This window comes from Streptomyces sp. NPDC043726 (assembly GCF_056436565.1).
Genome location: NZ_JBWKCI010000003.1, coordinates 403,090 through 420,999, shown reverse-complemented (window position 1 = coordinate 420,999; position 17,910 = coordinate 403,090). Strand labels below are relative to the sequence as shown.

At 72.1% G+C, this 17,910-nt stretch carries 16 protein-coding genes; 11 read left to right on the top strand and 5 right to left on the bottom strand.

The features are described 5' to 3' along the window. Positions 1-118: 118 nt before the first annotated feature. Together AC068Z_RS10865 and AC068Z_RS10860 are read left to right on the top strand one after the other, a co-directional pair. A complete protein-coding gene (locus AC068Z_RS10865) occupies positions 119-1,636 on the top strand; it encodes a 3-hydroxyacyl-CoA dehydrogenase (protein WP_478554301.1) in 1,518 nt (505 codons plus the stop codon). Continuing rightward, positions 1,633-2,223 (top strand): TetR/AcrR family transcriptional regulator, encoded by a 591-nt coding sequence (locus AC068Z_RS10860; RefSeq protein ID WP_478554300.1) that lies wholly within the window; start codon positions 1,633-1,635, stop codon positions 2,221-2,223. The genes AC068Z_RS10865 and AC068Z_RS10860 overlap by 4 nt, the downstream gene beginning before the upstream one ends. A 295-nt stretch (positions 2,224-2,518) precedes the next feature. Here the strand turns inward: AC068Z_RS10860 and AC068Z_RS10855 are convergent, their stop codons facing one another. Continuing rightward, positions 2,519-3,004, bottom strand: coding sequence for an Lrp/AsnC family transcriptional regulator (locus AC068Z_RS10855; protein ID WP_478554539.1), 486 nt, complete (start codon positions 3,002-3,004; stop codon positions 2,519-2,521). Between the two features lie 190 nt (positions 3,005-3,194). On the opposite strand from AC068Z_RS10855, the gene pdhA reads away from it, so the two are divergent. The 6 genes from pdhA to AC068Z_RS10825 are packed head-to-tail and all read left to right on the top strand — an operon-like array spanning position 3,195 to position 10,159. Further along, entirely contained in the window at positions 3,195-4,325 is a 1,131-nt protein-coding gene (gene pdhA / locus AC068Z_RS10850; protein WP_478554299.1) for a pyruvate dehydrogenase (acetyl-transferring) E1 component subunit alpha, read from the top strand. Further along, entirely contained in the window at positions 4,322-5,326 is a 1,005-nt protein-coding gene (locus AC068Z_RS10845) for an alpha-ketoacid dehydrogenase subunit beta (RefSeq protein ID WP_451718409.1), read from the top strand. Before pdhA ends, AC068Z_RS10845 begins: the two co-directional genes overlap by 4 nt. Then, positions 5,326-6,720 (top strand): dihydrolipoamide acetyltransferase family protein, encoded by a 1,395-nt coding sequence (locus AC068Z_RS10840; protein ID WP_478554298.1) that lies wholly within the window; start codon positions 5,326-5,328, stop codon positions 6,718-6,720. Before AC068Z_RS10845 ends, AC068Z_RS10840 begins: the two co-directional genes overlap by 1 nt. Positions 6,721-6,774: 54 nt before the next feature. Next, a complete protein-coding gene (locus AC068Z_RS10835; protein ID WP_478554297.1) occupies positions 6,775-7,674 on the top strand; it encodes an NTP transferase domain-containing protein in 900 nt (299 codons plus the stop codon). Beyond that, positions 7,671-9,065: a molybdopterin molybdotransferase MoeA gene (locus AC068Z_RS10830; RefSeq protein WP_478554296.1), complete on the top strand. Its 1,395-nt coding sequence runs from the start codon at positions 7,671-7,673 to the stop codon at positions 9,063-9,065. The genes AC068Z_RS10835 and AC068Z_RS10830 overlap by 4 nt, the downstream gene beginning before the upstream one ends. Continuing rightward, positions 9,053-10,159, top strand: coding sequence for a potassium channel family protein (locus AC068Z_RS10825; RefSeq protein WP_478554295.1), 1,107 nt, complete (start codon positions 9,053-9,055; stop codon positions 10,157-10,159). The genes AC068Z_RS10830 and AC068Z_RS10825 overlap by 13 nt, the downstream gene beginning before the upstream one ends. Positions 10,160-10,174: 15 nt before the next feature. Here AC068Z_RS10825 and AC068Z_RS10820 read toward each other — a convergent pair whose 3' ends face one another. After that, positions 10,175-11,023, bottom strand: coding sequence for an ABC transporter permease (locus AC068Z_RS10820; RefSeq protein WP_478554294.1), 849 nt, complete (start codon positions 11,021-11,023; stop codon positions 10,175-10,177). Further along, the gene (locus AC068Z_RS10815; RefSeq protein ID WP_478554293.1) at positions 11,020-12,018 is read right to left on the bottom strand and encodes an ATP-binding cassette domain-containing protein; all 999 of its coding nucleotides are present in this window, start codon (positions 12,016-12,018) and stop codon (positions 11,020-11,022) included. Before AC068Z_RS10815 ends, AC068Z_RS10820 begins: the two co-directional genes overlap by 4 nt. Positions 12,019-12,167: 149 nt before the next feature. Between AC068Z_RS10815 and AC068Z_RS10810 the strand changes: the two genes are divergently transcribed. Then, positions 12,168-13,148 (top strand): NAD(P)H-quinone oxidoreductase, encoded by a 981-nt coding sequence (locus tag AC068Z_RS10810; protein ID WP_478554292.1) that lies wholly within the window; start codon positions 12,168-12,170, stop codon positions 13,146-13,148. A gap of 31 nt (positions 13,149-13,179) precedes the next feature. Here AC068Z_RS10810 and AC068Z_RS10805 read toward each other — a convergent pair whose 3' ends face one another. Beyond that, positions 13,180-13,566: a hypothetical protein gene (locus AC068Z_RS10805; RefSeq protein ID WP_478554291.1), complete on the bottom strand. Its 387-nt coding sequence runs from the start codon at positions 13,564-13,566 to the stop codon at positions 13,180-13,182. A 135-nt stretch (positions 13,567-13,701) separates the two neighbouring features. Here AC068Z_RS10805 and AC068Z_RS10800 point away from each other — a divergent pair, with 135 nt between their 5' ends. Continuing rightward, positions 13,702-14,244 (top strand): bacterial proteasome activator family protein, encoded by a 543-nt coding sequence (locus tag AC068Z_RS10800; protein WP_478554290.1) that lies wholly within the window; start codon positions 13,702-13,704, stop codon positions 14,242-14,244. 103 nt (positions 14,245-14,347) lie between these two features. Here the strand turns inward: AC068Z_RS10800 and AC068Z_RS10795 are convergent, their stop codons facing one another. Next, positions 14,348-15,973, bottom strand: coding sequence for a protein kinase domain-containing protein (locus AC068Z_RS10795; RefSeq protein WP_478554289.1), 1,626 nt, complete (start codon positions 15,971-15,973; stop codon positions 14,348-14,350). Positions 15,974-16,330: 357 nt separating this feature from the next. Between AC068Z_RS10795 and AC068Z_RS10790 the strand changes: the two genes are divergently transcribed. Continuing rightward, positions 16,331-17,908 carry a protein kinase domain-containing protein gene (locus AC068Z_RS10790; RefSeq protein WP_478554288.1) on the top strand — a complete coding sequence of 526 codons (1,578 nt, stop codon included), beginning with the start codon at positions 16,331-16,333 and terminating at the stop codon, positions 17,906-17,908. Positions 17,909-17,910: the final 2 nt, after the last annotated feature.

Here is a 17,910-nt window from a genome sequence, read left to right as displayed (position 1 = left end):
ATGACCTGGCAGAAACATGGGCAGGAACAGCCATCGAGAGTTAGAGTAACCGAACGATCGGTCGGTACAAGGGGGTCCGCCGCATCTGTGGAAAACCCCGTGCGGGAGGATCGCGGACATGACAGCACTCGACCTCAGCAGCCCTGTGGCCGTCGTGGGCACCGGCACCATGGGCCAGGGCATCGCCCAGGTCGCGCTGGTCGCCGGCCATCCCGTACGGCTGTACGACTCCGTGCCCGGGAAGGCCGAGGAGGCGGCCGCCGCGATCGGCGCCCGGCTCGACCGGCTCGTCGAGAAGGACCGGCTGACCGACACCGACCGGGACGCGGCGCGCGCCCGGCTGCGGCCCGCCGAGACGCTCACCGACCTCGCCGACTGCGCCTTGGTGATCGAGGCCGTACTGGAGCGCCTCGACGTCAAGCGGGAGCTGTTCCGGACGCTGGAGGAGGTCGTCGCCGACGACTGTCTGCTCGCCACCAACACCTCCTCGCTGTCGGTCACCGCGATCGGTGGGGCCCTCGCGAACCCCGGCCGCTTCGTGGGCCTGCACTTCTTCAACCCGGCCCCGCTGCTGCCGCTGGTCGAGGTCGTCTCCGGGTTCGCCACCGACGTCACCTCGGCCACGCGCGCGTACGAGACCGCCCGCGCCTGGGGCAAGACCCCGGTCGCCTGCGCCGACACCCCCGGCTTCATCGTCAACCGCATCGCCCGGCCCTTCTACGCGGAGGCCTTCGCGGTCCACGAGGCGCAGGGCGCCGACCCCGCCACCATCGACGCGGTCCTGCGCGAGTGCGGCGGCTTCCGGATGGGCGCCTTCGAACTGACCGACCTGATCGGGCAGGACGTCAACGAGTCCGTCACCCACTCCGTGTGGCAGTCCTTCTTCCAGGACGTCCGCTTCACGCCCTCGCTCGCCCAGCGCCGTCTGGTCGAGTCCGGCCGCCTCGGCCGCAAGAGCGGACACGGCTGGTACGACTACGCGGCGGACGCCGAGCGCTCCGAACCGCACACCGCCGAGCCGGAGCGCGCCCCCGCGTACGTCGTCGCCGAGGGCGATCTGGGCCCGGCCGCCGAACTGCTCACGCTGCTGCGCGAGGCGGGCGTCTCCGTGCGCGAGGAGGAAGAGGACCACGGCACCCGGCTCGTGCTGCCCGGCGGCGGCCAGCTGGCGCTCGCCGACGGGCAGACCTCGGTGGAGTTCCGGGACGTCGTCTACTTCGACCTCGCCCTCGACTACCGCCGGGCCACCCGGATCGCCCTGTCCGCCTCCCAGGACACGTCCCCGCAGACCCTCGCCGAGGCCACCGGCCTGTTCCAGGCGCTCGGCAAGGACGTCAGCGTCATCGGCGACGTGCCCGGCATGATCGTCGCCCGCACGGTCGCCCGGATCGTCGACCTCGCCCATGACGCGGTCGCCAAGGGCGTGGCCACCGAGGAGGACGTCGACGTCGCGATGCGGCTCGGCGTGAACTACCCGCTCGGCCCCTTCGAGTGGAGCCGCCGACTGGGCCGCAACTGGGCCTACGCGCTCCTCGACGACCTCCATCTGCGCGACCCCTCGGGGCGGTACGCGCCCTCCCTGGCGCTCTACCGGCACGCGTACGCCACCGACAAGCGGGAGGGCAGCGGCTCATGACCACCGCCAAGCGCGACACGTACACCCCCGAGACGCTGCTGTCGGTGGCCGTCCAGGTCTTCAACGAACGCGGCTACGACGGCACCTCCATGGAGCACCTCTCCCGCGCGGCGGGCATCTCCAAGTCGTCGATCTACCACCACGTCACCGGCAAGGAGGAGCTGCTGCGCCGGGCCGTGAGCCGGGCGCTGGACGGTCTCTTCGGGATCCTCGAGGAGGAGCCCGCGCGCGTGGGGCGCGCCTCGGAGCGCCTGGAGCACGTCGTCCGGCGCATGGTCGAGGTGCTGATAGCCGAGCTGCCGTACGTGACGCTGCTGCTGCGGGTGCGCGGCAACACCGGTACCGAGCGGTGGGCGCTGGAGCGGCGCCGGGACTTCGACCACGAGGTCGCCGAGCTGCTGAAGGCGGCGGCGGCCGACGGGGACCTGCGCGCCGACGTGGAGGTCAGGCTGGCCACCCGGCTGGTCTTCGGGATGATCAACTCCATCGTGGAGTGGTACCGCCCCGACAGCCGGGGCATGAACGAGCGCGAGGTCGCCGACGCCGTCACGCGCGTGGTCTTCGGGGGCCTGCGCCAGGCCGCGTGAGTACGCGCGCCTGCCCGGATGAGTACGCCGCCCCGGCTGGTGGACTGGGGCGCATGGGCCGCAACGACATGCCGTTGTCCGACGACCTCATGTGGTGGCGGGCGCCTCTCGTGGCCACGCTGATCGGATTGCCGGTGCTCGCGTGGCAGTAGGCCATGTTCGGTACGGGGGTCTTCGTCGTCTTCGCGGACTTGGTCTACTGGGGGTTCGGCCTGCTCGCGGTCGCCTGGGCGCTGCCGCGTCGCAGGTCGGCACGGATGCTGCGCACCATGGCGGCCACGTCCGCGCGGCGCGCTCAGCCCTGCGGCTCCAGGTCCTCCTCCTCGAACACCAGCAGGGTGCGGGTGCTGAGCACCTCGGGGATGGCCTGGAGCCGGGTCAGCACCAGCTCGCGCAGGGCCCGGTTGTCGGGCGTGTGCACCAGCAGCAGGACGTCGAAGTCGCCCCCCACGAGCGCGATGTGCGAGGCCCCGGGCAACTGCCTGAGCTGCTCGCGGACGGTGCGCCAGGTGTTCTGCACGATCTTCAGGGTGATGTACGCCGACGTCCCGTGCCCCGCGCGTTCGTGGTCCACGCGGGCGCCGAAACCCCGGATGACACCGTCCTCGATGAGGCGGTTGATGCGCGCGTAGGCGTTGGCGCGCGAGACGTGCACCCGCTCGGCGACCGACCGTATGGAGGCGCGGCCGTCCGCCTGGAGCATCTGGAGGATGTCCTGATCGATGGCGTCGAGGGGGCGCGGCGGCGGCAGCGGGCCGCCCCCGTCGGGGCTCTCGGCCATTTGTTCAGGTGCCATGTCCCCCCGCCTCCCTGTCGTGGACGTACTGCGTTCATTCCAGGCTGTGGAGAACCGTTTGTCCACAGCCTGGAGGTGCCTGTAGCCAAAATGTGCCGACGACCGAACAATCGGTAGGTGAGGCGGGTCACAGCCGACCCGCCTCCCGTAGCCGCTCCCACGAGGAGGTGCCGTCATGACGGTCATGGAGCAGCGAGGCGCGTACCGGCCATCGCCGCCGCCCGCCTGGCAGCCCCGCATGGACCCCGCGCCGCTGCTGCCCGACGCCGAGCCCTACCGCGTCCTCGGCACGGAAGCGGCCGCCAAGGCCGACCCCGGCCTGCTGCGCCGGCTCTACGCCGAGCTGGTGCGGGGCCGTCGGTACAACGCCCAGGCCACCGCCCTGACCAAGCAGGGCAGGCTCGCGGTGTACCCGTCCACCACGGGTCAGGAGGCCTGCGAGGTCGCCGCCGCGCTCGCCCTGGAGGAGCGCGACTGGCTCTTCCCCAGCTACCGCGACACCCTCGCGGCCGTCGCCCGGGGCCTGGACCCCGTGCAGGCGCTGACGCTGCTGCGCGGCGACTGGCACACCGGCTACGACCCGCACGAGCACCGCATCGCCCCGCTGTGCACCCCGCTCGCCACCCAGCTCCCGCACGCCGTGGGGCTCGCCCACGCCGCCCGCCTCAAGGGCGACGACGTGGTCGCGCTCGCGCTCGTCGGCGACGGCGGCACCAGCGAGGGCGACTTCCACGAGGCGCTGAACTTCGCGGCCGTGTGGCAGGCGCCGGTGGTCTTCCTGGTCCAGAACAACGGCTTCGCGATCTCCGTACCGCTCGCCAAGCAGACCGCGGCTCCGTCGCTGGCCCACAAGGCCGTCGGCTACGGCATGCCCGGCCGGCTGGTCGACGGCAACGACGCGGTCGCCGTGCACGAGGTGCTGACCGACGCCGTGCGCCGGGCGCGGGCGGGCGGCGGACCCACCCTGATCGAGGCGATCACCTACCGCATCGACGCCCACACCAACGCCGACGACGCCACCCGCTACCGCGGCGACGCCGAGGTCGAGACCTGGCGCGATCACGACCCGATCGCCCTGCTGGAGCACGAGCTCACCGAGCGCGGCCTGATCGACGAGGCCGGCAAGCAGGCCGCCAGGGACGCCGCCGAGGCCATGGCCGCCGACCTGCGCGAGCGGATGAACCAGGACCCGGTGCTCGACCCCATGGACCTGTTCGCCCATGTGTACGCCGAGCCCACCCAGCAACTGCGCGCCCAGCAGAGCCAGCTGCGCGCCGAGCTGGACGCCGAAGGGGACATGCGATGACCACCGTCGCGGTGAAGCCCGCCACCATGGCGCAGGCCCTCACGCGCGCGTTGCGCGACGCGATGGCCGACGACCCGTCCGTGCACGTCATGGGCGAGGACGTCGGCACCCTCGGCGGCGTCTTCCGGGTCACCGACGGACTCGCCAAGGAGTTCGGCGAGGACCGCTGCACCGACACCCCGCTCGCCGAGGCCGGCATCCTCGGCACGGCCGTCGGCATGGCGATGTACGGACTGCGCCCGGTCGTGGAGATGCAGTTCGACGCCTTCGCCTACCCCGCCTTCGAGCAGCTGATCAGCCACGTCGCCCGGATGCGCAACCGCACCCGCGGCACCATGCCGCTGCCGATCACCATCCGTGTGCCCTACGGCGGTGGCATCGGCGGCGTCGAGCACCACAGCGACTCCTCCGAGGCGTACTACATGGCGACCCCGGGCCTCCATGTCGTCACGCCCGCCACGGTCGCCGACGCCTACGGCCTGCTGCGGGCGTCCATCGCCTCCGACGACCCGGTCGTCTTCCTGGAGCCCAAGCGGCTGTACTGGTCGAAGGACTCCTGGAACCCGGAGGAGCCGCAGCACGTTGAACCGATCGGCCGCGCGGTGGTGCGGCGCTCCGGCCGGAGCGCCACGCTGATCACGTACGGTCCGTCCGTGCCGGTCTGCCTCGAAGCCGCCGAGGCGGCCCGCGAGGAGGGCTGGGACCTCGAGGTCGTCGACCTGCGCTCACTGGTGCCGTTCGACGACGAGACGGTCTGCGCCTCGGTGCGACGGACCGGGCGAGCGGTCGTCGTGCACGAGTCGGGCGGGTTCGGCGGCCCGGGCGGGGAGATCGCGGCCCGCGTCACGGAGCGCTGCTTCCACCATCTGGAGGCGCCGGTGCTCCGGGTCGCCGGGTTCGACATCCCCTACCCGCCGCCGATGCTGGAGCGTCACCACCTGCCCGGCGTGGACCGGATCCTGGACGCCGTGGGGCGTCTGCAATGGGAGGCCGAGAGCTGATGGCACAGGTGCTGGAGTTCAAGCTCCCCGACCTCGGGGAGGGGCTCACCGAGGCGGAGATCGTGCGCTGGCTGGTCCAGGTCGGCGACGTCGTCGCCGTCGACCAGCCGGTCGTGGAGGTGGAGACCGCGAAGGCGATGGTCGACGTCCCCTGCCCCTACGCCGGCGTGGTCACCGCCCGCTTCGGCGAGGAGGGCACGGAGCTGCCCGTCGGGGCGCCGCTGATCACGGTCGCCGTCGGGGCACCGGCCGACGGCCCCGACACCGAGGGTTCGGGCAACGTCCTGGTGGGCTACGGCACCTCGGAGGCCCCGGCCCGCCGCCGCAGGGTCCGCCCGGCCCCGCCGTCGGCCAACGGCTCGGCCGCACCGCCCGCGGAGAGCGTGGCGCGACCGGTCGGCACCGCCGCCGGACACGGCGTGCGGGACACGGCACCGGCCGGGACCGCACCGGCCAGGACGGCACCGGTCGAGGAGGAGACCCGCGGCGACGGCCCCGTCCCCGTGATCTCCCCGCTCGTGCGCCGCCTCGCCCGCGAGAACGGCCTGGACCTGCGCGAGATGACCGGCTCCGGCCCCGACGGACTGATCCTGCGCGCCGACGTGGAGTACGCCCTGCGCGCCGCCGCCGCACAGGGCCGTACCGCCACGGCTCCGGAGGTCCCCGCACCCGCACCGGCCCCCGTCCGCTCCTCCGCCCCCGCCGAAGGCCTGCGCGTCCCCCTCAAGGGCGTCCGCGGTGCCGTCGCCGACAAGCTCTCCCGCAGCCGGCGTGAGATCCCGGACGCGACCTGCTGGGTGGACGCCGACGCGACCGAGCTGATGCGGGCCCGCACCGCGATGAACGCCGCGGGCGGTCCGAAGATCTCCCTGCTGGCCCTGCTGGCCCGGATCTGCACCGCCGCCCTCGCCCGCTTCCCCGAGCTCAACTCCACCGTGGACATGGAGGCCAGGGAGGTCATCCAGTTCGACCACGTCCACCTCGGCTTCGCCGCGCAGACCGAGCGGGGTCTGGTCGTCCCGGTCGTCCGGGACGCCCACGCGCGGGACGCGGAGTCGCTGACCGCGGAGTTCGCCCGGCTCACCGAGTCGGCCCGCACCGGCGCGCTCACGCCCGCCGAACTCACCGGCGGCACCTTCACGTTGAACAACTACGGCGTGTTCGGCGTCGACGGCTCCACGCCGATCATCAACCACCCCGAGGCGGCCATGCTCGGGGTCGGCCGGATCATCCCCAAGCCGTGGGTGCACGAGGGCGAGCTGGCGGTGCGCCAGGTCGTGCAGCTCTCGCTCACCTTCGACCACCGGGTCTGCGACGGCGGCACGGCGGGCGGCTTCCTGCGGTATGTCGCGGACTGCGTGGAACAGCCGGCGGTCCTGCTGCGCACCCTTTGATCGCGCGCCCTCCCGCGCGTTCCCTGTGATCGCCGGGACACGCATACTCAGGGGGTGACCGCGTACGAGCCCCCGGCCGAGCCGACAACCGAGGCGTACGACGCCGTCGTGCTCGCCGGGGGTGGCGCGCGGCGGCTCGGCGGTGCGGACAAGCCCGGTCTGAGCGTCGGCGGACGGCCGCTGCTGGACCGTGTCCTCGCCGCCTGCGCGGGCGCCCGCGCCACCGTCGTCGTCGCCGACCTCAGGCCCACCGCGCGCCCGGTGACCTGGGCCCGCGAGGACCCGCCCGGCGGCGGCCCGCTCGCCGCCCTCGACGCCGGTCTGCGCCGCACCTCGGCGGACCGGATCCTGCTGCTCTCCGCCGACCTGCCGTTCCTCGACGCGGCCACCGTGGAGCGGCTTCTTCGCGCCGTCCGTGACACGGACGGCGCGCTGCTCACCGACGCCGACGGCCGCGACCAGCCCCTCGTCGCCGCTTACCGCGCGTCCGCGCTGCGTGCCGGTCTCGCGGCCCTCACCCAGGAGCACGGCGCCCTCACCGGCCTGCCCCTGCGGCGTCTCACCTCCGGACTCCGCCTCACCCGCGTCCCCGGCCCCGTCGCGTCCTTCGACTGCGACACCTGGGACGACATCGCCACCGCCAGGGCACGCATCAGGGAGCATGGGCACGTGTTGGATGAATGGATTTCCGCAGTCAAGGACGAGCTGGGCATCGACCTCGACGTCGACACCAAGCTCCTGCTGGACCTCGCCCGCGACGCCGCCCACGGCGTGGCGCGGCCCGCGGCCCCGCTGACCACCTTCCTCGTCGGCTACGCGGCTGCCCGCGCCGAGGGCGGTCCCGAGGCGGTCGCCGTGGCGAGCCGCAAGGCCGCGGCCCTCGCCCTGCGCTGGGCGAACGAGGAGACGCCCGGCGCGGACGCGGAGCCCGGCGCCGGCCCGGACGCCGGATGACCCCCCGCAGCGTCCGGGACGACCAGGACGCCGAGGACCTCGACGTCGAGGAGGTGCTCGCCCTCGTGAAGGAGCCCCACCCCACGGGTGACCCCGCACCGGCCCCGCGGCAGCGGCCCGAGAGCCCCGACCAGCACCAGCATCAGCATCAGGACAAGCAGAAGCACGGACACGGCGACGGGCACCACCGGGCCACCCCCTGGCCCGAGGCCCGTGCCGTCGCCGCCCGCGCGGGCCGGGGCCGCGACGCCCGCAGAGACCCGGTCTCCGCCCCCCTCGACGAGGCGCTCGGCCTCACCCTCGCCGCCCCCCTCACCGCCCTCACCGACCTGCCCTCCTTCGACAGTTCCGCGATGGACGGCTGGGCGGTCGCGGGCCCCGGCCCCTGGGCCGTACGGGACACGGGGATCCTCGCCGGACAAGCCGAGCCCGCCCCGCTCACCGACGGCGAGGCCGTCCGTATCGCCACCGGCGCCCGGATCCCGCCGGACACCACCGCCGTGCTGCGCAGCGAACACGGCCGCACCGACGACAAGGGCCGGCTGCACACCACCCGGGACCTCCAGCACGGCCAGGACATCCGCCCCCGCGCCCAGGAGTGCCGCTCCGGCGACCAACTCCTGCCCGTCGGCACCCTGGTGACCCCGGCCGTCCTCGGCCTCGCCGCCGCCGCGGGCTACGACAGCGTCACCGCCGTCCCCCGGCCGCGCGTCGAAGTGCTCGTCCTGGGCGACGAGTTGCTCACCGCGGGGCTCCCGCACGACGGGCTGATCCGGGACGCCCTCGGCCCGATGCTGCCCCCCTGGCTGCGCGCGCTCGGCGCCGAGGTCGCCACCGTGCGCCGGCTCGGCGACGACGCCGAGGCGCTCCACAAGGCCGTCGCCTACTCCGAGGCCGACCTGATCGTCACCACCGGCGGTACCGCCTCCGGACCCGTGGACCACGTCCATCCCACCCTGCGCAGGATCGGCGCCGAACTCCTGGTCGACGGCGTCAAGGTGCGCCCCGGCCACCCCATGCTGCTGGCCCGCACCAAGGAGAACCAGCACCTGGTCGGCCTGCCCGGCAACCCCCTCGCGGCCGTCTCCGCGCTGCTCACGCTCGCCGAGCCGCTGCTGCGCACCCTCGCGGCGCGACCCGCCCCCGAGCCGTACCTGCTGCCCTTGCGGGACGCGACGCACGGGCATCCGTACGACACCCGGCTCGTCCCGGTCGTGCTGCGCGAAGACCATGCGGTCCCGCTGCACTACAACGGCCCGGCGATGCTCCGGGGCATCGCGGCGGCCGACGCCCTGGCCGTCGTACCGCCGGGCGGTACCCGGGCCGGGGACGAGGCGGAACTGCTGGACCTGCCGTGGGCGTCCTCAGGGATCGGGGTGTGTTTCACGTGAAACTTCCGGGCCATGACGTCATCGCCCGCCAGCCGGACGAACACCTGGTGACCCAGCGGGTGAAGCTGCCGAAGAAGGTGGTGGAGCACCCGTTCCGGCAGGTGGCCAAGCGGGTGGTCATGGCGCTGAGCCTGCTGGTGGTCTGCGCCTTCATCGTCTACGCCGACCACGACGGCTACAACGACAACTCCGACGGCAGCCTCGACTTCCTCGACGCCTTCTACTACGCGACCGTCACCCTCTCCACCACGGGCTACGGCGACATCACCCCGGTCAGCGACACCGCCCGGCTCACCAACATCCTTGTCATCACGCCCATGCGGGTGCTGTTCCTGATCATCCTGGTCGGCACCACGCTGGAGGTCCTCACCGAGCGCACCCGGGAGGAATGGCGTCTGAACCGCTGGAGGTCCGCCTTGCGCGACCACACCGTCGTCGTCGGCTTCGGCACCAAGGGGCGCTCGGCGATCCAGACCGTCTGCGCGACGGGGCTGAAGAAGGAGCAGGTCATCGTGGTCGACCCCAGCTCCAAGGTGATCGATGCCGCGACCGCCGAGGGCTACGCGGGCATCGTGGGGGACGCCACCCGCAGCGATGTCCTGAAGCGGGCCGAGGTGCACAAGGCCCGGAAGGTCATCATCGCCACCCAGCGCGACGACACCGCCGTCCTGGTGACGCTGACGGCCCGCCAGCTCAACCGCGGGGCGAAGATCGTGGCCGCGGTGCGCGAGGAGGAGAACGCCCCGCTGCTGAAGCAGTCCGGCGCGGACGCGGTCATCACCAGCGCCAGCGCGGCCGGCCGGCTCCTCGGCCTGTCGGTGCTCAGCCCCGCGGCCGGCATGGTGATGGAGGACCTGATCCAGCAGGGCAGCGGACTCGACCTCGTCGAACGGCCGGTCATAAAGGCCGAGGTGGGCAAGGGCCCGCGCGAGACGGACGACCTGGTCGTCAGCGTCGTCCGCGGCCACCGCGTCCTCGGCTACGACCACCCGGACGTCGGCAAGCTCCAGGCCACGGACCGCCTCATCACCATCGTGCGGGCGACGCCGAGCACCCAGGTGGCACCCGACGTCCGCCCGATCCCGCAGGACTAGAACAGCCCCTGGCCGTCACTTCCGGTTGTACAGCCGCATCGTGATCGGCCCGAAGACCGCGATGAACAGCCCGGCCCACCCCAGCGACCAGGCGATCTCGTCGGCCGGCCAGTCGCCCGCCATCAACTCCCGCACCGCGGAGGACAGGTGGGTGATGGGGCTGTTGTTGACGAAGGCCTGGAGCCAGCCCGGCATGGTCCTCGGGTCGACGAAGACGTTGGACAGGAAGGTCAGCGGGAAGATCACCATCATGCTGACGCCCATCACCGACTTCTCGGTGCGCAGCAGCAGCCCGAACATCGTCCAGATCCACGAGAACGCGAACGAGAACACCACCAGCAGCGCGATCCCGGCGAGCACGCCGGCCACCCCGCCGTCCGGGCGGTAGCCGATGATCATGCCGACGGCGAGCATCACGACCGACGCGATGGTGTAGCGCAGGGCGTCGCCGAGCAGATAGCCGACCATCGTCGACGGCCGCCAGATCGGCAGTGAGCGGAACCGGTCGAAGACACCCTTCTCGATGTCCGTGTTGACCGACACCCCGGTGTACATCGTGATCATCACGACCGACATCACCAGGATGCCCGGCAGCAGGAACTGGATGTACTCCTTCGGGGACCCGGCCAGGGCGCCCCCGAACAGGTACGTGTACATCAGCACCATCATGATCGGGAACGCGGTGACGTCGAAGAGCTGCTCCGGGACGTGCTTGATCTTCAGCATCGCCCGCCAGCCGAAGGTCAGCGACGCCGACAGCGCGCTCGGCCGGGGCGGCCGCTCGCCGGCGACGAGCAGCGCGGCGAGCGACTCGGTGCTGACGGGGGCGAGTTCCTTGGCTTCCGTGCTCGTCGCGGTGCTCATGCCGCCACCTCGTCCTTGGTGTCGTCGCTGGTCGGGTGTCCGGTGAGGGCGAGGAAGACCTCGTCCAGGCTGGGCTGTCCCAGCGAGAAGTTGTCGACGGTGATGCCGCCGCGGGCCAGCTCGGCGAGCGCCCGCGAGGCCTGCTCCGCCGCGTTGTCGCCGGCCGTGGTGGAGAGCCGGGCGGTCAGCGCCACCGGATCGTGCTCCAGCTGTACGGCGGCGTCCAGCGCCGTCCGCAGCACGCGCTCCGCCTCCGCCCGCTGTCCCGCGTCCCGCAGTCGCAGGTGGACGGACCCGGCGCCGACCGACGCCTTCAGCTCGCCCTTGGTGCCCTCGGCGATGACCTTGCCGTGGTCGATGACCGCGATCCGGGACGCCAGCTGGTCGGCCTCGTCGAGGTACTGCGTGGTCAGCAGCACGGTCGTGCCCTGGGCGACCACCGCGCGCACGATGTCCCACACCTGGTTGCGGCTGCGCGGGTCGAGCCCGGTCGTCGGCTCGTCGAGGAAGAGCAGATCGGGGGTGTTGAGGATGGACGCGGCGATGTCGATACGGCGCCGCATGCCGCCCGAGTAGTGCTTGACCTGCTTACCGGCCGCCTCGGACAGCCCGAACGCCTCCAGCAGCTGCTCGCTGCGGACGCGCGCGGTCTGCTTGGAGTGGCCGAGGAGACGGCCCAGCAGCACCAGGTTCTCGGTGCCGGTGAGGTCCTCGTCGACCGACGCGTACTGGCCGGTCAGGCTCACCCGGCCGCGCACCTCGTCCGCCTCGCGTACGACGTCGTGACCGAAGACATGGGCCTCGCCGCCGTCGGGCCGAAGGAGGGTGGCGAGCATTTTCACGGTGGTGGTCTTTCCGGCGCCGTTCGGGCCGAGGACGCCGTAGACCGTGCCGGCCGGGACCGACAGATCCACTCCGTCGACGGCCCTGGTGTCGCCGAACGTCTTCACCAGGCCCGCGGTCTCGATGGCCAGGGCTGACGTGTGCTGGCTCATGGTGGGTAATCCTTCCGCGCACTTTGGTTACGCATGGGGAGACCTTTACCGTCCCCCAAACTCATCGGTGGCGCACAGGGATTTCTCAGCGAACCGGTCCAAGGACCGAGGCGGGATGGGACCGGGGACCGAGGAGTAGCGTCCCTCTCATGCATGCGATCACGATTGACGAACCCGGCGGGCCCGAGGCGTTGGTGTGGGCCGAGGTGCCGGATCCGGTGCCCGGTGAGGGCGAGGTCCTGGTCGAGGTGGCGGCGAGCGCCGTGAACCGGGCCGACATCCTGCAGCGGCAGGGCTTCTACGACCCGCCGCCCGGCGCGGTCCCCTACCCGGGCCTGGAATGCTCCGGACGCGTCGCCGAGATCGGCCCCGGCGTCTCCGGCTGGGCGGTCGGCGACGAGGTGTGCGCCCTGCTCTCGGGCGGCGGTTACGCCGAGAAGGTCGTCGTCCCGGCCGGTCAGCTGCTGCCCGTGCCCCACGGCGTCGGCCTCGTCCGGGCGGCGGCGCTGCCCGAGGTGGTCTGCACGGTCTGGTCGAACGTCTTCATGATCGCCCATCTGCGTCCGGGCGAGACCCTGCTCGTGCACGGCGGCTCCAGCGGCATCGGCACCATGGCGATCCAGCTCGCCAAGGCCGTCGGCGCCAAGGTGGCGGTCACCGCGGGCAGCCCGGAGAAGCTTCGGCGGTGCGCGGAGCTGGGCGCGGACATCCTGGTCGACTACAAGGAGCAGGACTTCGTCGAGGAGGTCAAGAAGGCCACCGACGGGGCGGGCGCCGACGTCATCCTCGACAACATGGGCGCCAAGTACCTGGACCGCAATGTCCGCACCCTGGCCGTCAACGGCCGGCTCGCGATCATCGGCATGCAGGGCGGGATCAAGGGCGAGCTGAACATCGCCACCCTGCTCGGCAAGCGGGCCGCGGTCAGCGCGACCTCGCTGCGGGCCCGCCCGCTGACCGAGAAGACGGCGATCGTCGCGGCCGTACGCGAGCATGTGTGGCCGTTGCTCGACGCCGGTCATGTGCGTCCGGTCGTCGACCGGGAGATCCCGATGAGCGACGCGGCCGCCGCGCACCGGGTCGTGGAGGAGAGCGGGCACATCGGCAAGGTGCTGCTGGTCACGGGCTGAGCGGCCGGCCGGTCAGCCGACCGGCGGTCGGTCAGTCGGTCCGGCGCAGCCGCAGTCCGACGAAGGCGAGCCCGAGGCCGAGCCCGATCAGCATCAGACCGCTGCCGAGCGGCAGCACCTCGAGCACGGGCTCGGCCCGCACGCCGACGCCGACGACCTCGGCGGGCGCGGGGGAGGCCGCGGGCTCCGAAGGGGCGGCGGGGGAGGGCTCGGCGACGGGTTCCTCCTCCGGCACGGTCACGTCCGGCCGCCCGGGCCGGTCCCGCCCCTCACCGGCGAGACTCCCGGCCCGTGACACCGAGGGAGAGGCCGAGGCGGAGGGCGTCGTGTCCACCCCGCACGCCGTGCCGCCCCCGTACCCGCCGATCAGGACGACGAGGAGTCCCGTCGTCCGTACCGTCCGCAGCCATCGAGTCACGGGACAAGCCTCACATTCCCCAGCGACTCCGGCATTCCAGGCGCCGCCGACAGATCGATCCCGGCGTAAACGGTGGATCACCCGTCCTGGGGGGCACCACGCTGATGAGATGGACGGGTGCGAGAGAATGGCGGCATGGAGATGCCGAGGAACGAACGGTCGCCGGAGAACCCGCAGATCCTGGTCGTGGGCCAGGACGGCATGGCGCTCAGCGGCGGCAACGGGGACGAGGACTCCCGCGAGATTCCGGTGACGGAGCAGGTGGAGCAGCCGGCGAAGGTCATGCGGATCGGCAGCATGATCAAGCAGCTGCTCGAGGAGGTGCGCGCGGCTCCTCTCGACGAGGCCAGCCGGGTCCGGCTCAAGGAGATCCACGCCAGCTCGGTGAAGGAGCTCGAGGACGGCCTGGCCCCCGAGCTGGTGGAGGAACTGGAGCGCCTGTCCCTGCCGTTCACCCATGAGGCGACCCCGTCCGACGCGGAACTGCGGATCGCGCAGGCTCAGTTGGTCGGCTGGCTGGAGGGCCTCTTCCACGGCATCCAGACCACCCTGTTCGCCCAGCAGATGGCGGCCCGTGCCCAACTGGAACAGATGCGCCGCGCGCTCCCCCCGGGCGTGGGCGGCCACGAGGGCGAGGACCAGCAGCACCCCGGCCGCTCGGGCGGACCGTACCTGTAGGCCGTATCCAGCTGTAACCAGCCGTATCCAGTCCTATCCAGCCGTATCCAGCCGTATCCATGCGAAAGGGCCCGGAATCACCGGGCCCTTCACTGTGTCCGGGTCAGGACGGCGGGTTGCCGGTGGAGACGTTGAGCGTGATCTTCGGCGGGTTCTCCGGGTCGATGTCCGTGCCGGCCGTCGGGAACTGCTCCATGACGGTGTCCTGGCCGAAGGTGTTCTCGTCCACGTCGTTGCGGTCGACTTCCCAGCCCGCGGCCCGGGCGCAGGCGCGCACCGAGTCGTAGTTCTTGTAGGTGAAGCTGGGCAGCTCGACCATGTCGGGGTCGTTGTACGACTCCACCGGCTCGGTGCACTTGTCCGTCTCGATGGTCTTCGTCTTGTCCGGGCCGCGATGGCCCTCCACCACCGTCGGGGACTTGCTGGGGTCGGCCTTCGGGTTGTCGTCGTCCGACCCGCCGCCGTTGAGCGTCAGCGCGGCGATCAGACCGCCCACCGCCAGCACCGAGACCACGATCGAACCGATGATCACCGGCTTGTTGTTCCGGCGCCCGCCTCCCCCTGAACCGGACGCGTGCTGCTGCGGGTTGATCGTGTACGGCGGCGGAGTCGACGCGTACCCGGCCGGCGCCGGCGTCTGGTAGCCCGGCTGCTGCGGGTAGCCGTACGCCGGAGCGGGTCCGGGCGTCGGGGTGCCGTACGGATTCGGCGTCGGGGTCGGCTGATACGGCGTCTGGACCGGGCCGGTCGGCGCGGGCGTCGCCTGGTCGACCGGGGGGAAGACCGCGGAGCCGACTCCGGCGCCGCTGGCGGTCGGCGTGCCCGGCACGATGCTGGGCGCGGCGGCGTGGAAGGAGGACGCCACCCGCAGGCACTCGTCCCGCATGGACTCGGCGCTCGGGAAACGCTCGTTCGGGTTCTTCCGCAGCGCGCGGGCGACCAGCGCGTCCACCGCGGGCGGCAGCGAGCGGTTGATGGAGGAGGGCGCCACCGGCTCCTCCTGCACATGCGCGTACGCGATGGCCAGCGGCGAGTCCGCCTCGAACGGCAGCCGCCCGGTGACCAGCTGGAACAGCATGATGCCGACCGAGTACAGATCGGACCGGGCGTCCACGCCCCGGCCGAGCGCCTGCTCCGGGGAGAGGTACTGCGGGGTGCCGACGACCATGCCGGTCTGGGTCATCGAGGTGACCCCGGACTGCATGGCGCGGGCGATGCCGAAGTCCATCACCTTGACGACGCCGCGCTTGGTCATCATCACGTTGCCCGGCTTGATGTCCCGGTGGACCAGGCCCATCTCGTGGCTGATCTCCAGCGCGGCCAGCACATCAGCGGTGATCTTCAGGGCCTTGTCGGCGGGCATCGCGCCGTACTGCCGGACGTCCTCGTCGAGCACCGAGCCGAGCGGCCGGCCCTCGATGTACTCCATGACGATGTACGGCGTCGTCATCCCGTCGACGTCGTCCTCGCCGGTGTCGAAGACCGAGACGATGTTGGTGTGCGTGAGCTTGGCCACGGCCTGGGCCTCGCGGCGGAAGCGCTCGCGGAAGGCCTGTTCCCGGCCCAGCTCGGTGTGCAGGGTCTTGACCGCGACCTGCCGGTCGAGCACGGCGTCGTACGCCAGATGCACCGAGGCCATGCCGCCCTCGCCGAGCAAGTCGCGCAGCTGGTAGCGGCCGGCCGCCAGTGCTCGTCCCGCGTACCGCCCTTGTGCGCCGTCCTGGCTCATGTCTCCGTGTCCCCCATAGCCCGTCGGCGCCGGACGATTGTCGGTGATCCGTCGGTGATCCGTCGTTGATCGAAAGTGCTATTCCCGGCCAAGTCTGCCCCAGGGCAGTGACACGTCAAGCTCGGTGCCCGTTCCGTGACCGTACGCGAAAGAAGCGTCGCGCAAGCGTTACAGGGGCCGTACGGCCGGTACACAGAATTTGCACGACGGAGCGGCTTGCGGGTTTCATGGCCGGTCCGTCATGGACCGGCCGCGGGGTCCATCACGGACCGGCGGCCCCGGCGGAGGCTGTAGCGTGGCCGACGGAGACCGTAACAACACCGCGCGCACCGCGGGCAGAAACGACGGCGAGGACTGATGGCACAGCAGCAGCGCGCTCAGGGCCCGTCCGACCCCGAGGCGGCTGGCGGCGGTATGTCAGATGCGCCCGAGCTGTGGGGTAACGGCGGGCTGGTCGGCGACGGCCGGTATCGGCTCACCCGCAGACTCGGCCGGGGCGGCATGGCCGAGGTCTTCGCGGCCGAGGACGTACGTCTGGGACGTACCGTCGCGGTCAAGCTGCTGCGCGCCGATCTCGCCGAGGACCCGGTCTCCAAGGCCCGGTTCACCCGCGAGGCCCAGTCGGTGGCCGGTCTCAACCACCACGCGATCGTCGCCGTGTACGACTCCGGCGAGGACTTCGTGGGCGGCCAGAGCGTGCCGTACATCGTCATGGAGCTGGTCGAGGGGCGCACCATCCGCGACCTCCTGATCAACGCCGAGGCTCCCGGGCCTGAGCAGGCCCTGATCATCGTCTCCGGGGTGCTGGAGGCGCTCGCCTACTCCCACCAGCACGGCATCGTGCACCGTGACATCAAGCCGGCGAACGTCATCATCACCAACAACGGCGCGGTCAAGGTGATGGACTTCGGCATCGCCCGCGCCCTGCACGGCGCGTCCACGACGATGACGCAGACCGGCATGGTCATGGGCACCCCGCAGTACCTCTCCCCGGAGCAGGCGCTCGGCAAGGCGGTCGACCACCGCTCCGACCTGTACGCGACCGGCTGTCTGCTGTACGAACTCCTCGCACTGCGGCCCCCGTTCACGGGCGAGACCCCGCTGTCCGTGGTCTACCAGCACGTCCAGGACATCCCGACGCCCCCGTCGGAGGCCTCCGACGCCGCGCCGCCGGAGCTGGACGGCCTGGTCATGCGCTCCCTCGCCAAGGAGCCCGACGACCGCTTCCAGACCGCCGAGGAGATGCGCGGCCTGGTCCAGTACGGCCTCCAGATGCTCTACGACCAGGGCAGCCACACCGGCACCTGGAACACCGGGCCGGTCGACACGCACGACGGCCGCACCCCCTCCGGGGGCTTCGCGCAGACGGCCGTGATGGGCCACGCCGGCGCGGACGCCTCCGGCACGACGGCGATCGCGGCACCGATCCTGCCCGGCGGCCGCTACGGCGGCGGGGACGACGGCGGTTTCGAGGGGCACGGCAACAAGGGCAGCGGCCGCGGCAAGCTGTGGATCCTGGCCGTCCTCGCGGTGATCGCCATCGCGGCCGGCGTCGCCCTCGCGCTGAACGGCGACAACGACAAGAACCCCGGCACGGACACCACGAAGTCGCCGAGCGTCACGCAGTCCGAGGACGATCAGACGGCCAGCGAGACGCCGAGCGACGACGAGTCCGAGGAGCCGACCGACGCGTCCACGGACGACGACTCCGGTTCCGACGGTGGCTCCAACTGGACGCCGTCGTACACGCCGTCCTACACGCCGTCGCCCTCGGCCACCGAGCCGACGGACGAGCCGACGCCGACGGACGAGCCGACGACCACCGAGCCGACCGAGCCGACCGAGGAGCCCACGGGCGAACCGACGGGCGAGCCGACGGGCGAGATCATCGGCGGCACCACGGACGGCGGCACGGACGGCGGCGCGGAGGGCTGACA

Coding starts and splice junctions, on each gene's coding strand:
- AC068Z_RS10840 (WP_478554298.1), top strand. CDS start 5,326: ATGGCACAGGTGCTGGAGTTCAAGCTCCCCGACCTCGGGGAGGGGCTC.
- AC068Z_RS10845 (WP_451718409.1), top strand. CDS start 4,322: ATGACCACCGTCGCGGTGAAGCCCGCCACCATGGCGCAGGCCCTCACG.
- AC068Z_RS10790 (WP_478554288.1), top strand. CDS start 16,331: ATGGCACAGCAGCAGCGCGCTCAGGGCCCGTCCGACCCCGAGGCGGCT.
- AC068Z_RS10815 (WP_478554293.1), bottom strand. CDS start 12,018: ATGAGCCAGCACACGTCAGCCCTGGCCATCGAGACCGCGGGCCTGGTG.
- AC068Z_RS10800 (WP_478554290.1), top strand. CDS start 13,702: ATGGAGATGCCGAGGAACGAACGGTCGCCGGAGAACCCGCAGATCCTG.
- AC068Z_RS10795 (WP_478554289.1), bottom strand. CDS start 15,973: ATGAGCCAGGACGGCGCACAAGGGCGGTACGCGGGACGAGCACTGGCG.
- AC068Z_RS10820 (WP_478554294.1), bottom strand. CDS start 11,023: ATGAGCACCGCGACGAGCACGGAAGCCAAGGAACTCGCCCCCGTCAGC.
- AC068Z_RS10830 (WP_478554296.1), top strand. CDS start 7,671: ATGACCCCCCGCAGCGTCCGGGACGACCAGGACGCCGAGGACCTCGAC.
- AC068Z_RS10860 (WP_478554300.1), top strand. CDS start 1,633: ATGACCACCGCCAAGCGCGACACGTACACCCCCGAGACGCTGCTGTCG.
- AC068Z_RS10855 (WP_478554539.1), bottom strand. CDS start 3,004: ATGGCCGAGAGCCCCGACGGGGGCGGCCCGCTGCCGCCGCCGCGCCCC.
- pdhA (WP_478554299.1), top strand. CDS start 3,195: ATGACGGTCATGGAGCAGCGAGGCGCGTACCGGCCATCGCCGCCGCCC.
- AC068Z_RS10810 (WP_478554292.1), top strand. CDS start 12,168: ATGCATGCGATCACGATTGACGAACCCGGCGGGCCCGAGGCGTTGGTG.
- AC068Z_RS10865 (WP_478554301.1), top strand. CDS start 119: ATGACAGCACTCGACCTCAGCAGCCCTGTGGCCGTCGTGGGCACCGGC.